Here is a 20,309-nt window from a genome sequence, read left to right as displayed (position 1 = left end):
GATAGGGACGAATAGTGTCAGGCGCCCCGCAGTCTGAGGCAGCCAAAATCTCAGCTATGATCGAATCGGCAAATCTCTGACGCGTATACCTGTCGCTGCCGCAATGCCCTACAGTTGGCTGTCTATGGGCAAAATCCGATAGAAGCCAGCCTGAAAGCGTTGCCACTGAGTGCTCTGTGGCTCTTTGTCCAGAACAACGTCTACCCCATTGTCCAGGCCGCGCCAGCGCAGTTTATTGTCGTCGTTGAGGAACACCTCGAAAGCTCCAGCCGGCGCTTTTTCTTCTATTAAGACGGCAATCTCTGTCGCAATCTTCTCAGAACGAATGATGACCCCGAGCTCGGTGTTAATGTTTGCTGAGCGCGGGTCAAAGTTGAATGATCCGATGAACGCCTCTTTTCGATCGACAGCAAAGGCTTTAGTGTGCAGAGTGGTTTTGGCATCGTCCGCCGCTACAATTTCTGAACCGGCAATAGTCGCATCTGCGCGAACTTCATAGATTTTAATGCCCGCCTGAAGAAGCGGTTTTCGCGATGGCGCATAGCCGCCATGCACCATGATTTGATTATTTGCGGCCAGAGAGTTGGTGATGATCGTTACGGCAATGCCGCTTTCTTGTAGTTTAACTAAAGCTTCCACACCTGATTTCCCGGGTACGAAGTAGGGTGAAATAATAAGAACCTCCTTTTTTGCCGCCAATATGGACTCGAGCAGTGGTGTTGTAATTGACGCCGCGGTAGCGGATTTGCTGCTGATACTCTTGTCTGGTGAATCTACAGCCAGCTGATATGGCGCCCAGGTAAACATGCCCAATTCGCCTTGGGCAGAAGTGATGATACTTTCGGTGACAGCAGCAGCGTACCGGGTTGTCATAATTTCCTTTTCAGCCTGCGTAAACGCCTTACGTAGTCTCTCAAGCTCGATAGCGGGATCTTCCGGCATTTTGGCAAACGCATTGATCGCGGCAGAGCGCTCGTGCTTCCAGTAGGTGTCAAACATACTGGAAACATCCTGCACCACCGGGCCGATCCCGAGTACGTCAAGATCTCCGAATTTTGCGTCTTTTCGGGCCCCGAAATATTCATCAGCTATATTTCGCCCACCAATAAGTGTTACCTGATTATCGATAGTAAAAGACTTATTGTGCATGCGCCGATTGATACGGCTAAAACCAGTAATGCCATCCCAGAAACGGGCAGACCTACTAGCAAACGGGTTGAATATTCTAATTTCTATATTGGGGTGTGAGTCTAGACCCGCCAGTCCGGCGTCATAGCCGCCAGTGAACATATCGTCCAGCAGCAAACGAACACGCACTCCCCGGTCGGCCGCCCGCAGTAGCGATAAGACAAATGCCTTGCCTGTAACGTCCTTTTTCAACAGGTAGTACTGAGCATCTATGGATTTCTCAGCGAGATCTGCCAGCGCGAGGCGAACAGATAATGCTTCAATGCCGTCGCTCAGAGTCTGAAATCCCGCGTAATCCTCCGGGTAGGAATCTCCGGCACCTCGAAAGTGTTTTGCCAAATAGGTATCCTGAGTTTCAGACAGTGCACTTGATTCGGGTTTAGGGTAATCAAAGTCGACCGTGGAGCAGCCAGCTGCCAAAGCTGCCAACGCGAGTATTTGAATTAGTTTAAGCACCGCACTCACCTTTATAGTGTTGTTCTTAAAGTGTAGGTGTAAAAGCCCTAATAGACCAATCTGAGCCCGAGCCTCTATTGCATGCTTGATCATTTTTATAAAGACGCCCGAGGTCCCCAAAGCTGCAAGACTGGCGCGTGCGATCAAAACGGCAGAATGAATGCTGTCCTACAGTTTTTGCCTAGTTTTCGGCAACGGCCCGATCATGACGCAAACCGACCAAGTCAGAAAACCCCTGCGGCATTAAGCGAACCAGAAGATCGATAATCACCGCATCAACACCGACGAGCTGTCGCTTACGGTTTTTGAGCATACCTTTGATAATAATACTGGCGGCTTTTTCAGGTGTTGTACCAGCCATTCGATCAAACCCTTCGATTTTTTTCTGCGCTGCTTCTCCAGATTCAGTGCCCTCTGCAAACCTCGAGTTACGAACAATATTGGTTTTTATGCCGCCAGGGTGAACAGAGGTTACATTGACAGACGTATGACGCAGTTCCTGAAGTAGGGTCTGGTTCAGTGCTTTTACAGCGTGCTTGGCACAATTGTAGGGCCCATTCGTGGGGAAGGGGAAGAAGCCGTTGACGCTTGATATGTTCACGATATGGGCGTCAGGCCGCTGCTTTAAATAGGGTAAGAAAGCCTTGGTACCATAAAGCACGCCGTAGAATACGATATCAAAGACCCATTCAAAATCTTCATAGCTTATATCCTCGATGGTCATTGAGGATGCAACACCCGCATTGTTAATAATGCAGTCTACGTGCCCATGCTCTTTTACCACTTCATCTGCCCAACTATAAACGCGCTCACGGTTGGAGACGTCTACGATATGTAAACTGGCCTTTGCCTCCTTCGGCAGCAGCTCCAGTGTTTGCTGTAGACCCTGTTCATCGACATCAGCGATGGCAAGATGGCTGCCTTTTTCGGCGAGTTCAATGGCCAGACAGCGTCCAATGCCCGAAGCAGCGCCGGTAAGCGCGACAACTTTCCCTTCCAGAGTGTTCATGAATAATGTCTCATACTGTTTGTAATAACGCGATCCTGCCACAATCTATGGGTCCGAATTCATTCGGACAATAAGCCCACCATTACGAGACGATTTTAACCTGCGGCAACGGAGGCCGTGCCAGCGTCATCTTCTCGCTGGGAGCCATGACCTCAGCCACGCCACTGGCAACGGTCTTGCCAGTCTGGTTAACAGCTGTGCACTGCAATGTGACAAACTTCTTGTCATCGCGCTTTTCCGTCACTTCCAGTTGGATGGTAATGGTATCTCCGATCTTCACCGGCAGACGAAAGCGCAGGCTCTGGCTCAGGTAAATGGTGCCCGGACCTGGTAATTCCAAGGCTATCGCCGCAGACACGATGGCTCCAGTCAGGGCGCCATGGGCGATTCGCTCGCCAAACTGGGTGGTAGCGGCAAATTCGGCATCCAGATGCACTGGATTCACGTCTCCGGACACGGCGGCAAACAGTTGGATATCTTCTTCGCCGATCTGTTTGCTATAGCTGGCGGTTTGCCCGATAGTTATTTCGTCGTAGCTGAAGTTACTGAGTTGGCTCATGGTTTATACTCTCCCGTTTTAAGTTTTGCGGCATTGTAATCTATTCATGTCGCTAAGCGGAGTAATGGGCACAGCAAATGGAAACCACTGCGGGTGAAAGCACTCCAGTTTTTGATCTAACACAGCTGAATTTTCCGGCTGAGCTCCCCGTGGTCGAGCGGCGCGATGAAATAGCCGCCGCTATTGCCGCGCATCAGGTGGTTATTCTGGCGGGCGAGACCGGCTCCGGTAAGACCACTCAGTTACCTAAAATATGCCTGCAGGTAGGGCGGGGTGTTAATGGACTGATCGGGCACACCCAGCCACGTCGACTAGCGGCGCGTACGGTAGCGCAGCGAATAGCTGCAGAGACCGGCACCCAATTGGGCGAGCTGGTGGGTTACCAGGTCCGCTTTAATGAGCAGGTCGGCGAGCAGACCCAGATCAAACTGATGACCGACGGTATTTTGCTGGCGGAAATTCAGCGCGACCGCGAACTAAAGCGATACGACACGATTATTATCGACGAGGCGCATGAGCGCAGTCTCAATATCGACTTCATGCTCGGTTATCTGAAACGTCTGTTGCCGCGGCGTCCCGATCTTAAGTTGATTATCACCTCGGCAACCATCGACGTTGATAGTTTCTCGAAGCATTTTGGCGATGCGCCGGTCATAGAAGTCTCGGGACGTAATCACCCGGTACAAACCCACTATCTCGAGCCGGGGGAGGACGATTTCGATCTCAACTCGCGGATAGTCGACGCCGTCGAGCGGATTCTGGCCCGCGAATACGGTACGCCCGGCGATATGCTGGTGTTTCTCAGCGGCGAACGTGAGATCCGTGAACTGTCGAAGATGCTGCGCGGCGTTCAACACAACGATTTGCAGGTATTACCGCTGTATTCACGCTTATCTACGGCGGAGCAGCAGCGGGTATTTGAACCCTCCGGGCGCGGATTGCGCATTGTGCTGGCGACCAACGTGGCAGAGACCTCATTGACCGTGCCGGGTATCCGCTTTGTGATTGACCCTGGCTATGCCCGCATTAGTCGCTATAGCTATCAGAGTCAGGTACAGCGTTTGCCGGTAGAGGCTATTTCTCGCGCCAGTGCCAATCAGCGCCAGGGCCGTTGCGGTCGGATCGCCGCAGGCGTCTGCCTGCGCCTATACAGCGAACAGGACTTTGATAGTCGTCCCGAGTTCACTGAGCCCGAGATTCAGCGCACCAATCTGGCTTCGGTGGTGCTGCAAATGCTGCGACTGCGCTTAGGCGAGGTAGAGCACTTTCCGTTTATCAATGCGCCAGATCGACGTCTGGTGCGAGACGGCTACAAGTTATTGGAAGAACTGGGTGCCGTAGATTTGCGCGGCAAGCTACTGCAGCCTGGCCGCCAGATGTCGGATCTACCAGTGGACCCGCGGCTGGCCAAAATGCTGCTGGCAGCAGGCGCAGCTGGCTGTCTGCGTGAAGTACTTATTATCACCAGCGGACTCAGCGTGCAGGACCCCCGCGTGCGGCCGTCAGACCACCAGCAGGCTGCTGATCAACAGCACCGGCGCTTTTTAGATGAGCGCTCCGACTTTCTTGCCTGGGTTGCGCTCTGGGATTACTTTGAAGAGCGGCGGCAAGAGTTGAGCCAGAACCAGTTGCGCAAGATGTGCAAAAAGGAGTTTCTGGGTTTTACCCGCATGCGCGAATGGCGCGATATTCACTTTCAGCTGACCGTTGCCTGCCGGCAACTGGGTCTGCGCACTAACAAGGAACCCGCCGACTACAACGGCGTGCATCAGGCATTGCTGGCCGGTCTGCTGACCAATATGGGTAACTGGAGCGAGGGCCAGGAATATCTGGGCAGCCGTAACCGTAAATTCCAGATATTTCCCGGTTCCTCGCAGTTCAAGCGCAAGCCCAAGTGGATAGTGGCGGCGGAAGTTGTGGAGACCAGTCGTGTTTACGCGCGTACCGTGGCAGAGGTGGACCCGCTCTGGAGTGTGGCGATTGCGCCGCATCTGCTTAAACATCATTACTACGAGCCCCATTGGCAGCCACGCCAGGGTCGAGTGATGGCTTATCAGCGCAGCAGTTTATTTGGGTTGGTGGTACAGGACAAAGTGCGCGTGCACTATGGGCCAATTCAGCCAGTAGAGTCGCGCGAGATTCTGATACGTGAGGCATTGGTAGCGGGGCGTTGTCGTCAGCCACCGGCTTTTTTACGCCATAACCAGCAGCAGGTTAGGGAGCTGGAGGAACTTGAGTCGCGACTGCGTCGTCGCGACATTGTGGTCGATCCGCAGGTACAGGAAGATTTCTATCAACAGCGATTGCCGGCGGAGATAACAACGCTAAGTCGGCTAAAGTCCTGGTTGAAGCGCACCACTGGCGCCGATCAGGAAATGCGTATGACGCGTGCGCAGCTGAGTCTGCGCGCAGAGCAGGAAGACACCGGTAACCTGTTTCCGGATCATTTTGAGTGGCAAGACCTGCGTTTGTCGCTCAGCTATCACTTCGAACCAGGTCATGCGGCTGATGGAGTGTCGGTAACAGTACCCGTGGGGCTGCTGAACCGAGTGCCACGACATGTGTTTGACTGGTTGGTGCCGGGGCTGCTGCGAGAGAAGTGTATCCAGATGGTAAAGGGTCTGCCCAAGCTGGTGCGTAAGCAATTGGTACCCGTGCCTGATCACGTTGACCGTGCTCTGGCAGATATGCCGCCGCTTGATCGGCCGCTGAGCGAGGTTTTGGCGGCACGATTACGAGCTATGTCCGGTGTTAAGGTTGCGGCTGAGCAGTGGCAGGCTCAGCCGCTGGAAGATTACTATCGGATGAATATTCGCGTCGTCGATGAAGGCGGCGAGTTGCTGCAGCAGGGGCGTGACCTGATGCAGCTGATTGAACAGTTCCGCCCCTTGACTCAGCAAGGCTTGCAGGTGGCAGCAGTCGATAGCCCGGCTACCAGCGGACTCACGCGCTGGTCGATTGGTGATTTGCCGGAGCGCTGGCGCTCTCGTCAGGCGGGAGTGGACATCGAATCCTGGCCCGCACTGGTGGATGAGGGCGATAGCGTTGCGGTGCAGTTGCTCGATTATCGGCTGCAGGCACAGATCACCCATCGCCTCGGTTTGATTCGCCTGGCGCGCCTGCAGTGCAGTGAACCGGTGCGCTATATTAAGCGCCAGATGCTCAAAGGTAATGCCGCCAGTCTGGTGATTGCCGGAGCCGGCATGACCCGCGAGCAACTGCTTGAAGACCTTATTGACGCGGCTATTGCTCACGCCATTTTCGGTGCCGCTGAGCTCCCGCGAGAACAAGCAGCATTCACCGCAGCACTCGAATCCGGACGCGGGCAGTTGGTGACCGCAGCCAACGAGTGTGAGTCGTTGTTGCTTAATGCGTTGGAGCCGTTGACCGAGGCGCGCAGATTGTGGCCGGCCGCTGCTATTCCGAAGACTCTGCGCGACGATATAATAGAGCAGGTTGACGGTTTATTCTGTCCCGGGTTTCTGCGCGATACGCCGCTACAGTGGCTGCGCCACTACCCGCGTTACTGCAAGTCTATTTTGCAGCGCTTGCAACGTTATTCCAGCAGCCCGCTCAAAGATGAGCAGCAACTGGCCATGCTGGCGCCTGGGCTTAAGCAACTGCAGACGCGGCTGCAAGATGATCCGCAGGCTCTACTGATTAGCCCGCCCTTGAATCAGTATCGCTGGATGTTGGAGGAGTTTCGAGTGTCGCTGTTTGCGCAATCTCTGGGCACCAGTGTCCCCGTTTCCGCCAAACGACTGCAGCAGCAGTGGCAACTTGCGCTGGACTGGGATGCTGCTAATCCTCGCTAACTTATAGGTCTGCTATGCGCTCAAATGTGACCCGTTTTGGTTTTCACTGCAGGTAAAGCAGCATTTCTTCGTTAATTAGCAAAACTTTGTCGAAAATCACGAAACTTGTGGTTTGATAGCCGGTCATAGTTAGCACGTTGAGTTTAAGTGTTACCGCTCTGCGCAACATTAGTCGTTAGAACTAACAATTCAGGAGTCAATATGGCCTATTCAAGAAAACCTCTCGCAGTAGCACTAGGTGCTGCATTCATGGCAACCGCGGTTGCTCCCCTGGCTTCGGCCGACGTTAACCCATTCGCGGCTAACCAGCTGAGCGGAGGCTATGATCTCGTTAACTACGGCCACCACGGAGAGAAAGCTAAAGGCGAAAGCGCCTGTGGCGAAGCCAAGTGCGGCGGTAACATGAAAGCTGCCGGTGAACACAAGTGTGGCGACGACAAGAAAGCTGCCGGTGAACAAGCCTGTGGCGGCGACATGAAAGCTGCCGGTGAACACAAGTGTGGTGGTGACAAGAAAGCTGCCGGTGAAAACAATTGTGGCGGCGACAAGAAAGCTGGCGCTGAGCACAATTGTGGCGGCGAGTAATGTCCTTAACAGTTACGTTTTGCAATAACCGGTTTAATAGACGGGTTTGTTGTGAGCGGGACTGATCAAAAAACCGGGTTCCAGGGAGCTGGACTCGGACTACGGCGGGCCCTTTTGGGCCCGCTGTTGGATACCTCTCCGGGCCGCATCGACTTTATGGAAGTGGCGCCGGAGAACTGGATAGGTCTGGGCGGCAGGCTCGCCCGGCAATTCCAACAGTTGGCAGAGCGCTACCCGATAGCGCTGCATGGGGTGTCGTTGAACATTGGCGGCACTGCACCGCTGGATGTGGATCTGGTAACGGCAGTTGCCGGGTTCATGGGTCAATACGACTGCCCTGTGTACAGCGAGCATCTGACCTATTGTGGCGATGACGGCCATCTCTATGACCTGCTACCGATTCCGTTCACCGAAGAGGCTGTGCACCATGTAGCGGAGCGGGTACGGCAGGTACAAGATATTGTAGGTCAACGTATAGCATTGGAGAACGCGTCCTATTACGCAGCTCCCCACCAGGCCATGAGTGAGGCCGAGTTTATTAATGCAGTGTTGGCTGAGGCCGACTGTGATCTGTTGTTAGACGTTAACAATGTCTACGTTAACAGCATCAATCATGGCTATGATGCCAGTGAGTTTTTGCGCCAGTTACCCTTGGAACGCGCCCGCTATATCCATATAGCAGGTCATTATGACGAGGCGGAAGATCTCAAGGTGGACACCCACGGTACCGATGTCATCGACCCGGTGTGGGAACTGCTGGATGAGGCCTACGCCCTGTGCGGCGCGCTGCCGACCCTGCTGGAACGCGATTTCAACCTGCCGCCGATGCAGGAGTTACTGCTGGAAATAGACCGAATACGAGGCTGTCAGCAGGCTGCGGCAGCCAGGACGAATACCCGCTATGCCTGATCTTGCCGAGCAGCAGCGAGAGTTGACCGAGCATTTGCGCGACCCTGCGGCGAACAAGCCGCCGGCAGGTATTGAGAGTCGTCGCATCAAGATTTATAACGACCTTGTCTACAACAACATTGAAGCCTTTATTAAAGGTGGCTTTCCGGTGACCCGGAGCCTGTACCGCGATGAAGACTGGCACCGGCTGGTCCGGGTATTTATCAGAGACTATCGCTGTCAGTCGCCTTACGCTCTGGAGGTCAGTCAGGAATTTGTTCAGTTTGTGATGCACCACTACGAGCCGAGTCCGGCCGATCCGCCGTTTTTAGTGGAACTGGTGCACTATGAATGGGTAGAGTTAGCCTTGGATATTGCCGACGAGGAGCTGCCCGAGTCCACGGCGGCCGAGTCCACGGCGGCCGTCTCCACGGCGGCCGTCTCCACGGCGGCCGCACCTGAGTCACCGCTGGATGGGGTGCCGGTACTGTCGCCATTAGCGTGGTCGCTGGTTTATCAATATCCGGTGCATACCATCGGGCCTGGCTGTGAGCCCGACGCACCGCCGCCGCAACCCACTTATTTGGTGGTGTACCGGAATCGTGACGACGCTGTGCAGTTTATGGAGACTAACGCTGCCACTGCACGGTTGCTGGAGCTGATCAGGGATAATGATGGCGAATTGACCGCACGGGACTTGTTAAAGCAGCTGGCAGAGGAAATGAATGCCGACTCCGTAAGGTCAATTATTGAGTTTGGCGAGAACATGCTTAACCAGTTTTTGCAGCAGGATATTCTGCTGGATTGCATTTCTCACTGAAAGACGGTTGCTCACGGTGCCTGTGCTAGCTAAAATCACGCCATCTGTAGGTTTGGTTTGCGTATGAAATTTGTGTTGCGCCTCATTTCTCTTAGCCTGGTCCTGGCGACGTCCGCGTGCGCCACTGCCGCAGAGACAGCCCCTGGCGATCCCTATGAGGCCTTTAATCGCAAGGTATTCGCCTTCAATGATGCGCTGGACCGCAATATCATTGCACCACTGTCATTGGGCTACCGCGCTATTACGCCTAATTTTGCAGAACGCGGTGTGCGTAACTTTTTCTCCAATCTTTATGATTTTAACGGCACGCTAAATGCCATTGTGCAAGGCCGTTTCCCAGAAGCCGGGCGCGACGGCGGTCGTTTTGTGATCAATTCTACCGTGGGCATGTTTGGTTTGGTCGACGTGGCCTCGGAAATGGGTATTGCCCCGTATCGTACAGATTTTGGCCATACCCTTGCCCTGTGGGGCATGGACTCCGGCCCTTATATTATGGTGCCATTCTTCGGTCCCAGAACCGTGCGCAGCGGCACCGGCTTTATGGTGGATACCGTCGCTTCCGTGCAATGGAGTATTGACAGTTTTGGTGTCCGCGCCGGACTTTTTTCGTTGGAGGTGATCGACAACAGAGCGGCATTGACTGATGCCGAGCAATTGATCAGTGGTGACCGTTATATCTTTATCCGCGACATCTATCTGCAGACTCGCGAAGCCTTTGTTAACGATGGCGTGGTGCAGGATACGTTCTCTGACTTCGAGGACGAATTTGGCGATGAATTCGATTGGGATGAAGAGTGAGTGCCGAGTTTGTGAAATCGTTCGCACTTGGAGCTTCGCTTGCTTGCAGGCCCTTGTCTATGGGAGTAGGGTTCCGGCACTAGTGGTGTTAGAGCGCCTGAATGACCGATCGTAGAGGCCATGTCCTCATTCTGGAACACGATAAAGCTGCAGCTGACGAGATTGCTGATCGTCTGGCTGCCAGGGGTTTCTATGTCGAAATCGTCTTTGAAGTAGATCCCTCCATCGGCACCGACATAGACGACGACGTTGACCTGGTGTTGGTTAATATTGATATGCCTGGTATTTCCTGGGAAGCCGTGATGGAAGTGCTGAGCGAACGCGAACTCGACATTACTGCCATCATGACCTCGAGACGGGACGATGCCAATCAGGTGATGAGGGCATTGCGGCTGGGTTTCAGCGATTTCTTTGCACTGCCCATCGATGATTGGGAGGCGCTGTATTTAAGTGTCCAGCGGTGCATGCAGCAGCGCGCTCTGCGCCGTGAAAACTCTGTTTATGGACGGCAGCTGGAAAAGGCCAACGCCGAGCTACGCGGCACTGTGCAGGTGCTTGAACAGGACCAGCAGGCCGGTCGGCACGTGCAGCTGCGTATGTTGCCAGAATCGCCCTCGCGTATCGGCGATTATGTCTGCAGCCATAGCGTCATACCGTCGCTTTACCTGAGCGGCGATTTTATTGATTATTTTCTGGTCGGTGATCGTTACGCGACCTTCGTGATTGCCGACGTGTCCGGTCACGGCTCATCCTCGGCCTTTGTTACCGTATTACTCAAGAATCTGTTTGCCCGTAAACGCTCCGATTATATTCACCGGGAAGACCAGACCGTCATTGAGCCTGTCGCTATGCTGAAACAGGCTAATCATGACCTGCTGGAGCTGGCGATTGGCAAGTTTGCCACCATGGTGGTGGGAGTTATTGATCTGGAGACGGCGAACATGCGCTACAGCGTGGCAGGACATCTGCCGCTGCCGGTGCTGGTGTCACAGGGCGGCGCGCGCTATCTGGAGGGCGAGGGCAGCGCGGTAGGTATTATGGAAGACGTGAGTTTTGAAGAGTATCAGGTGGATCTGCCGGATCAGTTTATGTTGGCCCTGTTCACCGACGGCATTCTGGAGATTCTGCCGCCGGATAACCTGATAGAAAAAGAGGCCTATTTTCTCGAGGCGTTTGCCGGTACTCAGGAGTCTCCCGAGCAGCTGGTGGTGCAACTCGGTTTGGACAAGGTCAGCGCTGCGCCCGACGATATAGCCGCGTTATTTATTGGCAAGGGTGCGTAAGCGATGAATGGCCGCATACTTGCCGCAGAACATGAGGGAGCCTACGCCCTGAAAATGGTAGGAGATGTTCGGGTCAGCCTGTGCTCAACCATTGATGACTATCTGGAACGCATGTTTTCAGCGCCAGATTTTGACAGTGTGGTCGTGGACTTGTGTTCAGCGGAGGGTATCGATAGTACCACGCTGGGGCTGCTGGCACGGCTGGCGTTGCGCGCCCGCGAGCAGTATAGCTTCAAACCAGTTATTTACTCCTGCGATGCGGGTATTAACCGCTTGTTGCAGAGCATGGCATTCGGCAAGTTGTTCGATATTCGCCACGAAACCTGCGACGAGCCTGACCATATTGCTGAAGTACCCACGGTAGCGGGCGACGAGGCGGCGGTTAAGGCCAAGGTTATCGAGGCGCATCGTGCGCTGATGGACCTGAGTGAAGAAAACCGCCAGCGCTTTGAAGACCTGATGGTGGTGCTGCAGGAGTCTTGAAGTAACGGTTGAGAAGCGCTCAGCCCGGTTTTTGCCCGGTCACTTCCAGTTTGAGTTTAATAAAGGCCGCATGCGAGACATGGATAAGGTCAGAGACCTGACGTATCAGTCTCTCTTCGTATTTGTCCAAGTCATTGTCGGCATACGCCACCTGCCACATACTGCGCACCAGCTCGCGCTTCTGATCCGGGCTGTAATGATCATTGATCAGCCGCGTAAACTCGTACAATGACGTGGCCCGATCGGCAGCGACGGAGCCCAGCTCAATTAACTCCAGAACTTCGGCATGCTCCAGCTCCAGCGTGTTGCAGAGGACCTTAACCAGCGCATCCTGCTCCGCTTTGGCAATCTCAAAGTCGGCACGCGTCATTTCGATCAGCAAGGCAGCAGCAGCTAAATGAAGGCTATGTTGCAGCTCTGGCCCGGCACTCTGCTCGGGCTTTTGAAACAGTGATTTAAGCGACTTTATCATCGAAGGCCAGCAGTAAGGTTTCCAGTTTCTCTTGATCGGCGACGAAGTTTCTAATGCCTTCGGCCAGTTTTTCCGTTGCCATAGGGTCAAGATTCAGGGCATAGCGAAATTCAGCTTCAGAAGGCGCGCTGCGCGAGTCTTCGCTGCTTGCGTGTGCCGCGTCCAACTTGCGTGGTAGGTCGCCTTCGTCGGCCGCCAGTTCTTCCAGCAGGCCCGGGCTGATAGTGAGGCGATCACAGCCCGCCAGCTCTTCGATCTCGCCGGTGTTGCGAAAGCTGGCGCCCATAACCACGGTTTTATAATCATGCTGCTTGTAGTAGTTGAAGATTCTCTTAACCGATTGCACGCCGGGGTCATCGGCTGGGGACTGCATGTTCAGATCGGTGTTAGCTTTGTACCAGTCGAGAATTCGCCCGACAAACGGGGAAATCAGATAGACCCCCGCGTCGGCACAGGCCGCTGCCTGCTCAAACCCGAACAGCAACGTCAGGTTGCAGTTAATACCGTCGCGTTCCAACTGCTCGGCGGCGCGGATGCCCTCCCAGGTGGAAGCCAACTTAATCAGAATGCGGCTGCGATCAATGCCGGCTGCTTCATACATGCCAATCAGATGCCGCGCGCGTTCGCTACTGGCCTGGGTGTCAAACGACAGTCGTGCGTCCACTTCAGTGGACACCCGCCCCGGAATGGTCGCGATGATTTCGCTACCAATACTGACTGCCAGTCGGTCGCAACAGGCTGCCAGCTGCTCGCTGGACGCGCTGCGGCTGATGCCAGCTTCCTTACACGCAGCGCTGACCAGCCCGGCGTAGTGAGGCAACTGCGCAGCCTTCAGCAATAGCGATGGATTGGTGGTGGCATCTTGCGGGGTAAAGCGTTTGATAGCAGTGATATCACCGGTATCGGCGACCACTGTGGTCATGCTGCGTAGTTGTTCGAGTTTATTGCTCACGATGCCAATCTCTCCGTTTCTTGCAGTACCAGTCCCAGTGCGGTTTCCAGCACTTCGATACCGGCGCCTTCGCGCCAGGCGTTTTCGCTGATATGGCGCCTGAACTTGCGTGCACCGGGCACTCCCTGAAATAGCCCCAACAGGTGGCGGCTGATATGGTTTAGCGCGGTGCCCTGCGCCAGTTGCTGCGCGACATAGGGCATCAACTGTAGCAGAATCTGCTCGCGGCTGGCCACAGCTGAGGTGTGACCCAGTAGCTGCTGGTCAACTTCCGCTAGCAGATAAGGATTCTGGTAGGCCTCACGTCCCAACATAACGCCGTCCACCTGCTCCAGATGCTGCTGCGCTGCTGCTAGTGAATTGATGCCGCCATTGATAATGATCTCCAGGTCCGGGCGCTCGCGCTTGAGGCGATAGACCCACTCGTATTCCAGTGGCGGAACTTCCCGGTTCTGTTTTGGGCTTAAGCCCTGCAACCAGGCTTTGCGAGCATGCACGATAAAGGTGTTGCAGCCGGTGGTGGCGATGGTATCGACAAAGTCGGCCATTTCTTGCCACGACTCCATATCATCAATACCAATGCGGTGTTTTACCGTGACCGGAATGGAACAGGCGTCTTGCATGGCTTTTACGCAGTCAGCGACCAGCTGTGGCTGCGCCATTAAGCAGGCGCCGAACATGCCAGACTGAACCCGGTCAGAGGGACAGCCACAGTTCAGGTTGACCTCGTCATAACCCCATTCCTCAGCCCACACAGCACACTGCGCCAAATCGGCAGTGTTACTGCCGCCTAACTGCAGTGCTAAGGGATGTTCTTCAGGGTTGTAGCGCAAAAACCGTTCACGGTCGCCGTGAATGAGGGCGCCGGTGGTCACCATCTCGGTGTACAACAGGGCCTGCTTGCTGAGCAGGCGCCAGAAGTAACGACAATGGCGGTCGCTCCAATCCATCATGGGTGCGACGCTGAAACGGCGGTTGGGTTGTTCCATGGTAAGTCGAATCGTAGTTTTTAGTCAGTGGTCTGAGTCAGTCACAACCGTGGTGCTGTGTGAGCAGTGGAATATACAGGAATTGAGACCAATTGTCGGTGGAGCGCCTACGCTTCCGACATATCACCATAGTACAGCGTGAACTCCGCCTCGGCCTCAAGGCCGTCAAAATCTGTCGCTACCACCATCAATATTAATGCGCCACTACTGCCCGCCGGGGGGGCCAGACGAAAGTGGCCGCGCATTGTGTCAAAGCGTACCCACGAGGGCAGCTGGCCGCGGGCTTGACCGTAGGCCTGGAACTTCAGAGCATCACCTTCATCGGGGTCTAGAAAGGTGCCAGCGGGTAAGGTCAGATCGTAGGGCTCACCGGCGGCTATGTGTTGGTCGGGGATGGGTACTGCCAGTATTGGGGGAGCGTTGATAATCAGGGCCTCCACTACGCCCTGGTTCTGCTTGCCGATAACCCAGGATATCCAAAACAGGCCCGCTGCCAAGCCGATATTGGCAATCACGAAACCGCTCAGTTGCAGGCCCAGTAAACTGCTGCCTATAAACACGGCTCCCGCGGAAAGTAGATCACCGAAGCGGAAGAAAAAGGTGTCTATGCTTTGCTTGCCTACGTATTTTTCCTTGCGACTGAGCGGTAGAAAGAGAGCGTGACGCGTGGTGTTCTGCAAGGAGTAACTCAGGCTGTTCTCGGCGATCATGGAGACGCGCACAACCGCCAGCAGCGGAAAAATCAGCATCGCAGAATAGCTCAATATCATTAGCGCTGGCAGTATCAAAATGGCCCCTCGTAAGCCGACTTTGTCAAATATTCGCGCCACCAGAAACAGTTGAACAAAGAAGCCGAGCAGGTTGAACCAGGCGAAGTAGCTGGAGTAAAAGCGTGTGATAAAGGCATCGCGCTCGGCGGCCTGTGCCGGCAGCCCAAAGCTGGCATCGGCGGCCTGTGACACAAAGGCCGATAAAATGAACTCACCATTGGTGTTAATCAGGTTCATGATAATCACAAAAACCGCAATCAGTATCAGGTAGCGGCTGCGCAACACCACCAGGAAACCCTCGGCCAAAGAGGTGTGCTCGTCTTCCTTTTCTTCGCCGCTCTGGGCGCTGCCAGCAAAACTACTACCGGAACCTGCCGGCACTGTCGGTGCTACCAGACTGCTGAGCCAGCAGGGCAGCATTAGCAGCACGGCGGCGGTGTAGATGGTGCCGCCGTGGCCGACCATGGGGTCCCACATGCCAGCAAAACTTGCGCCCAGATAAGCGCCGGCCGATGCGGCCGCGGCGATCACCGGAAACAACCGTTGCCCGGACTTGACGTTGTAAAGGTCTGCGGCAAACGACCAGAACAACGCTACCGCCATAACCGAGAAGATGCCGAGCCAGACGTAATAGGCTATAGCGATACGCCAGCCAGCGTTATACGCCAATCCGAACAGAACCATGTTACCGATGAAGAACAGTAGTATCCGCTGTACCAGCAGGTGCTGGGGTTGATTAGCGGCCTGGTGTTGATAGATCTTGGCAAAAACGGGCACCACCAGCATCAGAATCACAGCCTGCATGGCATTCGTATAGGCCTTTAGCTCGGGATTACCTTCGGCGAGTATCAGCGGGTCGCGAATGACCTTGAGCAGGTAATAGGAAAACATAATCACAAACGACTGCGCGCCCAGTAGCAATGCGCTGCGACCCTCTCCAGGGCGCAGGGTAGTGAACAGCGATAGAATACGCTCGCTGGCGCTGAAGCTTTGCATGTATACGACGGCTCCGAAACATATACTGTCCAAGCAGTGTAGCGGATTATGCGGTTAAAACGAGTGCTGCCTCGAAATTCAACTTGTCAGAGTGGCGGCCAATGCGGATAGTAGTCGCCTGCTGTCAGGAAGCTCAGAATTAGAGACGCGAGTGCCGTACCGATAGCGTTAAAAAACACTGAATATTGTTAGCTGCAAAGGTGATATTAGTTTGACCAATACGAACGCCAGACACGCCGATTTGGAACAATGTCTTCCCTGTCTTGATTTGGCCGCAGAGCTGGTAAATGGCTCGTTGCAACAACTGCACCTGCTGTGCAGCAGAGACGGTCGTGTGCAGGCCGTACTGTTGGATGAACATCAGCTGCTGTGTTACGACCTGGCGTTCTGCGCTGCCGAACTGCAGGCCGCGCGGGTCATGCTCGACTATGCGCAGGCCGAGGCTGCCGAATCGGCTTTGGCCGCTGATGTTGCCGTGGCCAGTGTTGCCGATTCTGTATTTAGTATTCAGCAGCGCTTGCTGGCTCACGCCGGTGCACCCGGCCTGACGCGCGCTGCGATCATGGAATTTATAGCTGCGCCAGTCTGTACCGCTTTGCTGGATGAGTGGTTGGAGCCGGTGCGCCTGGCTGCCATTGGCGAGCAGGCGTTGGCGCTGCCCGGCCTGCGCTTGCCTACTCAGCTGGATGCTGAGAAAGAAATGGTGCGCTCGACTTTTACGCGCTTCACCGACGATCAGGTGATGCCGGTAGCCGAGCAAGTGCACCGAGAAGACCTGGATATCCCACAGTCACTGATTGACGCCGCAGCGGAGCTGGGCTGTTTTGGTACTTGTATTCCCGAGCGTTTTGGCGGTTTGATGCCGGATGAGCGGGCTGATTGTCTGGGCATGATTGTGGTGACTGAAGAGTTATCTCGCGGCTCCCTGGGCGCTGCAGGCAGTCTGATTACGCGGCCGGAAATTGCCGCCCGGGCGTTATTAGCTGGCGGCACCGAAGCGCAGCAGCAATCCTGGCTGCCGCGCCTGGCAAGTGCCGAGGTGCTGGCAGCAATTGCCGTTACAGAGCCAGATTACGGTTCCGATGTGGCGTCTGTAGTATTGCGGGCCAGCGCCGTAGACGGTGGTTGGTTGCTCAATGGCAGCAAGACCTGGTGTACCTTTGCCGGCAAGGCCGACGTGTTGGTGACGCTGGCACGCAGCAATGATCAGCCCGGGCACCGGGGTCTAAGTTTATTTCTGGTAGAGAAGCCGCCCGTCGCTGGCCATGAGTTTGATCATCATCAAGAGTCGGGCGGGCGTGTCACTGGTCGCGCCATTGCCACTCTGGGTTACCGGGGTATGCATTCCTACGACGTCTTCTTTGAGGATTTCTTTGTGCCCGATACGCATCTGGTCGGTGGTGCCGAAGGCGAAGGTAAAGGGTTTTACCATGCCATGGCCGGTTTCGCCGGCGGCCGCATTCAAACTGCGGCACGTGCTACTGGCGTAATGCAGGCAGCTCTGGAGCGGGCGCTGGACTATGCCGCTCAGCGCAAAGTGTTTGGCGCCGCGGTGGGCGAATATCAACTGACCCGAGTCAAGTTGGCCCGCATGCTAATGAAGCTGACGGCCTCAAGACAGTTCAGCTACAGCGTGGCGCGCCAGTTGGATGCGGGCGGCGGTAAAATGGAAGCCAGCCTGGTCAAGCTCTATACCTGTCGTGCAGCCGAGTGGGTGACGCGGGAGGCCATGCAAATTCACGGCGGCATGGGCTATGCGGAAGAGTCCGCGGTAAGTCGCTATTTTGTCGATGCGCGGGTGCTGTCTATCTTTGAGGGCGCCGAAGAAACACTGGCGCTAAAAGTGGTCGCTCGCGACCTGGTCGCCAGCGCAGGACAGGACTAATTATGCAGAAGATTTTGAGCGGCATGCGAGTGGTGGAAGGCAGTGCCTTTGTCGCCGCGCCATCGGGCGGTATGACTCTGGCGCAACTCGGCGCCGACGTGATTCGCTTTGACCCCTTGCAAGGTGGCATTGACTATCGCCGCTGGCCGGTGACCAACGACCAGCGCAGCCTCTACTGGCATAGCCTCAATAAGGGCAAGCGTTCGATAGCGGTTGATTTTCGTCAGCCCGAGGGCAAAGAGATTTTGACCCGGCTGATCACACTGCCGGGCCCGGATGCGGGACTTTTCCTGACCAACTTTCCGGCGCGGGGCTGGCTCGCCGATGAGAAGCTGAGGGCGCACCGCGAAGACTTGATTTACCTGAATCTGACCGGTGATCGCCACGGCGGCAGTGCCCTGGACTATACGGTGAATAGCAAAGTGGGATTCCCCCTGCTCACAGGCGAACCCGGCAGCGAACAGGCTATTAATAATCCGCTGCCGGCATGGGATGTTATTGCCGGTCAGCATATCGCGCTGGGTTTGCTGGCGGCCGAGCGTCACCGTACTCGCACTGGCAAAGGCCAGTTGATCAAGCTGGCGCTGGCAGATGTAGCATTGGCTACGGTAGGGCACTTGGGCTATATCGCCGAGGCCCAGGTTAACGGTGCCAAACGCGAGCCAATAGGTAATCATATTTACGGCACTTTTGGCCGTGACTTCTGCTGCAGCGACGGCAAGCGAGTGATGATTGTTGGGGTCAGCCCTAATCAATGGCAGGCGATTGAAACCGCTACCGGTATTAGTGCCCAGGCGGCAGCGCTGGCAGATAGTCAGGGGCGCGACTTCTCCCGTGAGGGTGATCGTTATCTGAGCCGCGAAGCACTGGCAGCCTTGATAGAACCCTGGTTTGCGCAGCACAGCTTTGCCGAGGCAGTGACGGCTATGGATGCTGCGGGTGTATGCTGGGGTGAGTACCAGAGTGTGGCGGAGCTGGTGGCTAACGACCCTGACTGCAGTGTCGAAAACCCGCTGTTTGATGAGGTTGAACAACCCGGTATTGGCAGTTACCTGATGCCGGGTAACCCACTGGGCTTTGGCGACCTGCCACGCGAGCCGGTAGTGCCGGCACCACTGCTGGGGCAGCATACCGATGAAATTCTGGCCGACACCCTGGGCCTCAGTAGTGGTGAAATTGCCACCCTGCATGACCGCGGCATAGTAATGGACAGCGCGGGCAGCGCGGACTGATCTGCTATAATAGCGCTTCCTTTGACCAACCTACCTAACGGCTTACCTACCGACAATGCCCAACCAATTTTCTGAACACCTGAGTCAATGGCTGCCGCAGCGCGACGAGCTCGACTGGGTGCTGGGTACCGTTTACGCCATCGAAGGGCCTAGCTATCGCAAGCCCGGCGCCATGATGTTTTTCAATACTCAGGGCCAACAGTTGGGCATGCTCAGCGGTGGTTGCCTGGAGTCGGATATTCATAATCATGCACGCCGGCTAATGACCAGCGGTGAGGCCAGCACCCTGTGCTATGACGGCAATGACGAGGACGATATCTCGTTTCAGTTGGGTATAGGGTGCGGCGGCCGTATTCACATTCTGTTGCAGTCGGTGCAGGCCGCCAACAATTACCTTGGGCTTGAACAGGTGCAGGGTTGTCTGCAGCGCCGCGAAGCACTGCTTTATCTGCAACACATACCAACAGAGAAACAAACGGCCTCAGCGCGCACGGTAGGTCCTGACGACGGTGCCTACGCGCAACTGCTACAGCAACTGCAGGGCCGCCGCGCCGGTGTGGTGCAGCAGGACGGCGCTGACTGGTTGTGCACGCACCTGCGGCCACCGCCACATTTGTTGGTGATAGGGGGCGGCGTGGATGCGCGGCCGCTGGTAGGTTTGGCCACGCAAATGGGCTGGGATGTCAGCCTGTGTGACCCGCGCCCGGCCAACGCTCGCCGTGAACACTTTATGAATGCGACCCGAACCCTGCGCTGCGCTCCTTCAGAATTACATCAACAGGCAGCGCTGGCAGATGTTGATGCAGCGGTGGTGATGACGCACAACGTTAGCCTGGATGCAGAAGCTGTTACGGCACTGCAGCAGCTGTCGCCGGCGTATATCGGATTGCTGGGCCCGGTGAGTCGCCGCGCTGAGGTGCTCGCGACTGCAGGGCTTGCAGAAGCTGATCTCAAGCTACCGCTGGCCGGGCCAGCCGGATTGCGCTTGGGCGCTGAATTACCGGAAGAGATTGCGCTGTCGGTTTTGGCCGAGTGTCACGCGGTTTTACAGGGCGCAGACGCTGTCTCCATGAGTGGCTTGATAAAGCCGTGATAACTTCGTGTTAGCGCTGTGACAGGCCTGACGTTT

17 protein-coding genes are annotated in these 20,309 nt (G+C 55.5%); 10 read left to right on the top strand and 7 right to left on the bottom strand.

Features of this window, described 5'->3' with window-relative positions:
* Positions 1-108: 108 nt before the first annotated feature.
* From EYC98_RS14620 to EYC98_RS14610, 3 genes are all read right to left on the bottom strand, one after another.
* The gene (locus EYC98_RS14620; protein WP_279246115.1) at positions 109-1,644 is read right to left on the bottom strand and encodes a phospholipase D family protein; all 1,536 of its coding nucleotides are present in this window, start codon (positions 1,642-1,644) and stop codon (positions 109-111) included.
* Between the two features lie 181 nt (positions 1,645-1,825).
* The gene (locus EYC98_RS14615; protein ID WP_279246114.1) at positions 1,826-2,653 is read right to left on the bottom strand and encodes an SDR family NAD(P)-dependent oxidoreductase; all 828 of its coding nucleotides are present in this window, start codon (positions 2,651-2,653) and stop codon (positions 1,826-1,828) included.
* Between the two features lie 82 nt (positions 2,654-2,735).
* Positions 2,736-3,212 carry a MaoC/PaaZ C-terminal domain-containing protein gene (locus EYC98_RS14610; protein ID WP_279246113.1) on the bottom strand — a complete coding sequence of 159 codons (477 nt, stop codon included), beginning with the start codon at positions 3,210-3,212 and terminating at the stop codon, positions 2,736-2,738.
* A 77-nt stretch (positions 3,213-3,289) separates the two neighbouring features.
* On the opposite strand from EYC98_RS14610, the gene hrpA reads away from it, so the two are divergent.
* The 7 genes from hrpA to EYC98_RS14575 all read left to right on the top strand — a co-directional run bounded on the left by hrpA (position 3,290) and on the right by EYC98_RS14575 (position 11,884).
* Complete coding sequence (gene hrpA, locus EYC98_RS14605; RefSeq protein ID WP_279246112.1) at positions 3,290-7,027, top strand: ATP-dependent RNA helicase HrpA; 3,738 nt, start codon at positions 3,290-3,292, stop codon at positions 7,025-7,027.
* A gap of 201 nt (positions 7,028-7,228) precedes the next feature.
* Positions 7,229-7,612, top strand: coding sequence for an HvfA family oxazolone/thioamide-modified RiPP metallophore (locus EYC98_RS14600; RefSeq protein ID WP_279246111.1), 384 nt, complete (start codon positions 7,229-7,231; stop codon positions 7,610-7,612).
* Positions 7,613-7,663: 51 nt separating this feature from the next.
* A complete protein-coding gene (locus EYC98_RS14595; RefSeq protein WP_279246110.1) occupies positions 7,664-8,521 on the top strand; it encodes an HvfB family MNIO-type RiPP peptide maturase in 858 nt (285 codons plus the stop codon).
* Positions 8,514-9,320, top strand: a complete 807-nt coding sequence (locus tag EYC98_RS14590; RefSeq protein ID WP_279246109.1) for an HvfC family RiPP maturation protein — start codon at positions 8,514-8,516, stop codon at positions 9,318-9,320. The genes EYC98_RS14595 and EYC98_RS14590 overlap by 8 nt, the downstream gene beginning before the upstream one ends.
* Before the next feature lie 63 nt (positions 9,321-9,383).
* Positions 9,384-10,118: an MlaA family lipoprotein gene (locus EYC98_RS14585; RefSeq protein ID WP_279246108.1), complete on the top strand. Its 735-nt coding sequence runs from the start codon at positions 9,384-9,386 to the stop codon at positions 10,116-10,118.
* Between the two features lie 101 nt (positions 10,119-10,219).
* Positions 10,220-11,401, top strand: coding sequence for a PP2C family protein-serine/threonine phosphatase (locus EYC98_RS14580; protein ID WP_279246107.1), 1,182 nt, complete (start codon positions 10,220-10,222; stop codon positions 11,399-11,401).
* Between the two features lie 3 nt (positions 11,402-11,404).
* Entirely contained in the window at positions 11,405-11,884 is a 480-nt protein-coding gene (locus tag EYC98_RS14575) for an anti-anti-sigma factor (protein ID WP_279246106.1), read from the top strand.
* Between the two features lie 19 nt (positions 11,885-11,903).
* Here EYC98_RS14575 and EYC98_RS14570 read toward each other — a convergent pair whose 3' ends face one another.
* The 4 genes from EYC98_RS14570 to EYC98_RS14555 form a co-directional block, all read right to left on the bottom strand.
* A complete protein-coding gene (locus EYC98_RS14570; RefSeq protein ID WP_279246105.1) occupies positions 11,904-12,356 on the bottom strand; it encodes a tellurite resistance TerB family protein in 453 nt (150 codons plus the stop codon).
* Positions 12,340-13,308 (bottom strand): transaldolase, encoded by a 969-nt coding sequence (gene tal, locus EYC98_RS14565; protein ID WP_279246104.1) that lies wholly within the window; start codon positions 13,306-13,308, stop codon positions 12,340-12,342. The genes EYC98_RS14570 and tal overlap by 17 nt, the downstream gene beginning before the upstream one ends.
* Complete coding sequence (gene dusA, locus EYC98_RS14560; RefSeq protein WP_279246103.1) at positions 13,305-14,297, bottom strand: tRNA dihydrouridine(20/20a) synthase DusA; 993 nt, start codon at positions 14,295-14,297, stop codon at positions 13,305-13,307. Before dusA ends, tal begins: the two co-directional genes overlap by 4 nt.
* Positions 14,298-14,404: 107 nt before the next feature.
* Positions 14,405-16,063: an ATP translocase gene (locus EYC98_RS14555; RefSeq protein WP_279246102.1), complete on the bottom strand. Its 1,659-nt coding sequence runs from the start codon at positions 16,061-16,063 to the stop codon at positions 14,405-14,407.
* A 211-nt stretch (positions 16,064-16,274) separates the two neighbouring features.
* Here EYC98_RS14555 and EYC98_RS14550 point away from each other — a divergent pair, with 211 nt between their 5' ends.
* From EYC98_RS14550 to EYC98_RS14540, 3 genes are read left to right on the top strand one after another with little or no spacing between them, the layout of a single operon-like run.
* Entirely contained in the window at positions 16,275-17,948 is a 1,674-nt protein-coding gene (locus EYC98_RS14550) for an acyl-CoA dehydrogenase family protein (protein ID WP_279246101.1), read from the top strand.
* 2 nt (positions 17,949-17,950) lie between these two features.
* Positions 17,951-19,180: a CoA transferase gene (locus EYC98_RS14545; protein ID WP_279246100.1), complete on the top strand. Its 1,230-nt coding sequence runs from the start codon at positions 17,951-17,953 to the stop codon at positions 19,178-19,180.
* A 55-nt stretch (positions 19,181-19,235) separates the two neighbouring features.
* Positions 19,236-20,273, top strand: a complete 1,038-nt coding sequence (locus EYC98_RS14540) for an XdhC family protein (protein ID WP_279246099.1) — start codon at positions 19,236-19,238, stop codon at positions 20,271-20,273.
* The last annotated feature ends 36 nt before the right edge of the window (positions 20,274-20,309 follow it).

This window comes from Candidatus Litorirhabdus singularis (assembly GCF_026262625.1).
GTDB classification, from domain to species: domain Bacteria; phylum Pseudomonadota; class Gammaproteobacteria; order Pseudomonadales; family Halieaceae; genus Litorirhabdus; species Litorirhabdus singularis.
Note: the sequence above shows the minus strand (reverse complement) of the source record. Positions and strands in the feature narration are given on the sequence as shown.